5 protein-coding genes are annotated in these 5,005 nt (G+C 39.7%); all 5 read right to left on the bottom strand.

The features are described 5' to 3' along the window. Window positions 1-147: 147 nt before the first annotated feature. The gene (locus ACFVSH_RS22790) at window positions 148-1,605 is read right to left on the bottom strand and encodes a lmo1851 family serine protease (protein ID WP_387707967.1); all 1,458 of its coding nucleotides are present in this window, start codon (window positions 1,603-1,605) and stop codon (window positions 148-150) included. Window positions 1,606-1,879: 274 nt separating this feature from the next. After that, on the bottom strand, window positions 1,880-2,584 hold the full coding sequence (gene deoD, locus ACFVSH_RS22785; protein WP_076366058.1) for a purine-nucleoside phosphorylase: 705 nt from the start codon (window positions 2,582-2,584) through the stop codon (window positions 1,880-1,882). A gap of 233 nt (window positions 2,585-2,817) precedes the next feature. Continuing rightward, on the bottom strand, window positions 2,818-2,988 hold the full coding sequence (locus ACFVSH_RS22780) for a YozD family protein (RefSeq protein ID WP_192205160.1): 171 nt from the start codon (window positions 2,986-2,988) through the stop codon (window positions 2,818-2,820). 175 nt (window positions 2,989-3,163) lie between these two features. After that, entirely contained in the window at window positions 3,164-3,871 is a 708-nt protein-coding gene (locus tag ACFVSH_RS22775) for a hypothetical protein (RefSeq protein WP_387604191.1), read from the bottom strand. A gap of 135 nt (window positions 3,872-4,006) precedes the next feature. Then, window positions 4,007-5,005: sensor histidine kinase (locus ACFVSH_RS22770; RefSeq protein WP_387707965.1), on the bottom strand; the 999-nt coding region annotated here is incomplete at its 5' end.

Here is a 5,005-nt window from a genome sequence, read left to right as displayed (position 1 = left end):
TAGGTATATGAAGAATACCTTTTCTTTCATTGCCTCACCTCATCGGAAAATTACCCCTATCATCTGTCTAATACTGGAATTTTATGCATTTAACGACAAAAAAGCCTGCCAACGATAATCGCTGACAGGCTTTTCGGGCATAATCATTTATTTAATTTCTTTCTTTAATACTTCTACTGCCTTTTTCACTTGTGTGTCGTTTTTAAGGATCTTCTCGCGGATGACCTGCATTAATTTCACGGTAGTATCATCTTTAATTGTCCCAGTTTCTTTAATTTTTTGTTCCTTCTGGAACGCTATGACCGCATTCGTGGTTGCTTCATCAAAAAATCCATCTATTTTTCCTGGATCATGGCCTGCTACCTTCAGCATCTCTTCAGCAGCTTTCACTTCACTCGAAGAATCGGATGCTTTCAATTCCTTATCAGGTGAAATGTACGGAAGGCTGGCATAATCAGGAAGCTTTACATTAATATCCGGCTTGATCCCTTTTTTATGAATCCAATTGCCTTCAGGAGTCAACCATTTAGCTGCCGTATATTTAAAGTTAGATCCATCCTCAAAGTCTTGGGCAGTCTGAACTGTCCCTTTCCCAAATGACTTGACACCGATCAATGGAATGTCCGCAGACTCACTGACTGCCGCTGCAACGATTTCAGAAGCACTGGCACTTCCGTCATCAATCAACACGACTACCGGGATTTTCAGTTCTCCATCATTCTTCGATTTATAGACATCTTTTTTCCCGCTACGCTCCTCAACTTGAAGGACCACTTTCCCATTAGGTATGAACAGGCTCGCCATTTCTATTGCTTGGTCAAGAAGTCCCCCAGGGTTTCCGCGCAAATCCAATACGAGACCCTTCATATCCTTCTTCGACATTTCTTCAAGCGCCGTTTTCAGCTCTTGGACTGTATGTTCGGAAAAACTGGTCACTTGAATTTTTGCAACTCCATCATCAAGCATTTCCGCATATACCGTTTCAATCGGAATTGTATCCCGTTTAATGGTGAGCTCCATCGGTTCCGGCTCACCAGCTCTTGAGATTGATAAATTCACTTTCGTTCCCTTTTTGCCCCTGATTTTCAAGACAGCTTCAGAAGAGCTTAGTCCTTCAACGCTTTTACCGTTCACACTTAAAATGATATCATTCGGTTTTACCCCTGCTTTTTCTGCTGGGGACCCTTTTATCGGTGAGACGACCATGATTTGTCCATCCTGCTCCTGAATCTCGGCACCGATTCCTTCAAAAGATGAAGAGATGCTCTCATGGAAACTCGATGCTTCCTTTTTATCCATATAAGCAGAATAGGGATCATCCAATGATTTGATCATTCCATTTATTGCCCCGTCAACCAGCTTATCTTGATCAATCTCTTCATAATAGTTGTCTTTTATCGTATCGTATGTAGAATACAGCTTTTCAAATTCCGAATGTTTATCCGGTGCTAATGACTCTACTTTTTCATCTCCAAAGGTCAAGGCTATTGTAGTAATCCCTGCAGTTAGAAATATGACTAAGAAAATTCCCATTATGAATGTAAACTTCTTTATTTTAATGAATTTCCCTGCCTCTTTTGGCTGTTTTTGATTTTCTTCTTCCACTGAAGCCTCACCACTTTCATTCTTCATGACGATATAACGATTTCATTCCTATTTTATCAGCTTTCATGCCAATCGAAAAATAATAGTTATCAAAAATAACAATTTATGACCATATGTATTTTTTCACCGCTTCGCAAACGTTAATATACTGAAAGCTCCAAGGGCAACAGCCAGCTCCCGACATAATAAAAATACGGATACCAAGGAATAATTGAGCCTGTATCCCAACCGTCATTTTACGGCATCACTTATTCCTGGTAACCCGCCTGACTTATCAATCCTTGATAGCTGCTTCCAATGCCACCTCAACCATTTCGTTAAAAGTTGACTGGCGCTCATCCGACGTCGTTTCCTCACCGGTTAAAATGTGATCGGAAATGGTTAATACAGATAAAGCTTGGCGGCCAAATTTAGCGGCAAGCGTGTATAGGGCAGCTGATTCCATTTCTATTGCAAGTATTTGGTATTTTGCCCATTTTTCCAATTCACTATTATCGTTATAAAACTGATCGGCCGTAAATACATTACCGACCTTCAATTGCAAGCCCTTAGCCGTGCCGGCGTCATAAGCTTTTCTTAATAATTCGAAATCTGCGGTTGGGGCAAAGTCCACCCCGCCGAAAGTCATGCGGTTCATTTGGGAATCAGTCGAAGCACTCATGGCAAGGATCACATCCCTGACTTTTACATCTTTTTGAATCGCTCCTGCAGTTCCCACACGAATCAGCTTCTGGACATTATAGCTATTCATCAATTCATTCACGTAAATGGAAATGGATGGAACACCCATGCCAGTACCTTGTACTGAAATTCGTTTCCCTTTATATGTCCCTGTATATCCAAACATGTTTCGAACTTCATTATAAAGTTTAGCATCCTCTAAAAATGTTTCAGCAATATATTTTGCACGCAATGGGTCCCCTGGCAGTAAGACCGTTTCCGCAATTTCATTTTCTTTTGCACCAATATGTACGCTCATACGACTATGTCCTCCTTAACTTGTGGTTGAAATGATATTCAAAAACTACTATACCATATCAACCACAAGTTAGGAAAATTGAACCTTATCCTAGAACTTGAAAAACTGGAAATCACGAAATGACTTATGGCACCCTTACTCTAAACCGCAAACAAAACGGCGGAGGTCCGCCGTCTTTTTTTAATCGTTAATAAAATTAAGGGAAAGGAAGCTGCTAACCGTCTTATGACCGGTTACTCATCGACTTCTTCATCAATTATGCATTTTTCTAGAAGATATTCGAATGTGATGTCAGCAAGATCTTCAACTTCAGCTTCTGATGGAAGATAGCCCCGTCTTATCAATTCTTGAAAAAAGAATTCCGCTATCTCTTCTGTATCAATAAAAACCTCAATTTCTCGCAAATCATCGCCCCCTTATTTAAAGGTCTATGAATGTGTAGAGACAAATATACCAATAAGGCAACCCATAATGGAAAATCATATGAAGTGCCTAAAAATATCGTCCATTTCTGTTCAATTTGAATGGAAGCTTCTATAGGGAATTTGGAAATTGCCCATTAAAAGTTGGGGATACCTTTCACTTCGTTTGCTTCTTTTTATGATCTGGATAAATTTCCTCTGCCGCTTTTTCAATTTTCGCAAGGGCAATCTTCATAATATGGCGGTATTCATCATCGCCAAAATGTTCGTAGAGCTTACAATAATCATTATATAAATCCAACAGTCCATCAATCATTTCCTTTTTTTCATTTTTTGTCATTGTCATATCTCGCTCACCTTTACCAGGGTTGTTTTGTTTAGCAATGATAGCAAGCTCATTTTTCTTTTTAGGAAGTAGCAGACCCAACTTTTTTATAATTCCATCTGCACGTTTAGCATCGGCTATCAAAGTCAGTTCTTCTTCATGCGCTTCAAGCCATTCACCATCTGAGATTCTTGATAACTCATAGATTACATCCTCCCAGGCATTTTCCTTATAGCGCCAAATTTCCGTTCGATAGCCGATAATCTTGAAATAATCCTGTTCATATCCATCCACTTGGACCAAGTCACCTAATAAAAATTTATATTCAATATCGATCTGTTCTTTTGGATAAAGGATTTCTCCTTCATATTCATCTATCGATTGCAATGTTTTTTCGATATATAGGCCTTCACTATAGTTCACTTCATACACATAAGCACCATCGAGAAATTTCACATCGGTTATATTCCCGACTGTCCCATACATTGTTATTACGACTGTATCGCCTAATTTGAATTTCGGCTGTTTTTTTTTGCCCATAAGAGACATCCCCCAATATGGTCCTTATCGTTTGATTAGTAAATTATATGCACAAACAAACATGGAGGTTAATGGAAATGGGAGGGCATTTTGCTCAATTAGCTTCAAGGGCACTGCAACCAACCAAAAACCGCCTCATTTAATGAGACGGTTCGTAGTGGGGATGATGAGGGTCACTTTCGTTCCTTCGTCGCGGACGCTCTCCATTTGGAGTTTACCTTTTAATTCCTCCATTATCTGAATACACGTCGCCACACCTAATCCATTCCCATCCGGTTTGGTGGTGTAAAAGGGCATACCGATATTTTTTAAATCCTCGGGACTGATGCCTTTTCCATCATCGCTGATCACTAATTTCACATATTGGGACACGGAAGTCTGTTGCAGTTCAATCTGCCCCCTTGCTTCGATGGCTTCACAAGAATTATTCAAGACATTCAAGAGAACCTGCCTTAACCGGTTTCTGTCCGAATAAACAAAGATGGATTGTGCCACTTCATTAATTATTCTTACATGATAACTCGGATTTGAGGGAGTATATGTATCTAAAATTTCTTCAAGGAAATCCTTTAAATCGAATTTCTCCCATTCCAGTTGATGCGGTTTTGCCAAATCAAGAAGTTGTGTCACGAATACATTGACCCGATCCACTTCATGAAGCATGACATCACTATATTTTTCTATTAATGTTGTATCATGATCCTGGCTCTTCAATAATTGGAAAAAGCCCTTTATTGTCGTCAACGGGTTCCTGATTTCATGGGCGACACCGGCAGCAAGCTGGCCAACATATTTCAATTTTTCCGTTCGGACGATTTCCTTCCCACGATCTTCTATCGTTTCCATCATTCTTAGAAAGGCAAGGTTCAATTTTTCCATTTCCTCGAAGCTTCTTTTGTCGGAAATGATGAATTCCTTTCCTCCAATGAAATCCTCTGTCGCTTCTACAAGTTCTTGAACTGGCCGTACGATGGTCTTTGTTAGTAAATAGACAGCCAGAATGATAGAAACTAAAACGATGCTGTAGATTGTCAGGTACCGTGTTAATAGGTCATTCAAAGGTTGAAACACCTGTTTCTTATCAGCACCCACAACAACAAACCATTTATTCTCCGTTTCTGCAATCGTATGGAC

It is taken from the genome of Peribacillus sp. NPDC058002 (assembly GCF_042886655.1).
Lineage (GTDB): Bacteria > Bacillota > Bacilli > Bacillales > DSM-1321 > Peribacillus > Peribacillus aracenensis.
This window is presented reverse-complemented; position numbering and strand designations above follow the sequence as displayed.

What these genes read in the sequence shown, in the direction of transcription:
- deoD (WP_076366058.1), bottom strand. Translation starts at nt 2,584, where the DNA reads ATGAGCGTACATATTGGTGCAAAAGAAAATGAAATTGCGGAAACGGTC.
- ACFVSH_RS22775 (WP_387604191.1), bottom strand. Translation starts at nt 3,871, where the DNA reads ATGGGCAAAAAAAAACAGCCGAAATTCAAATTAGGCGATACAGTCGTA.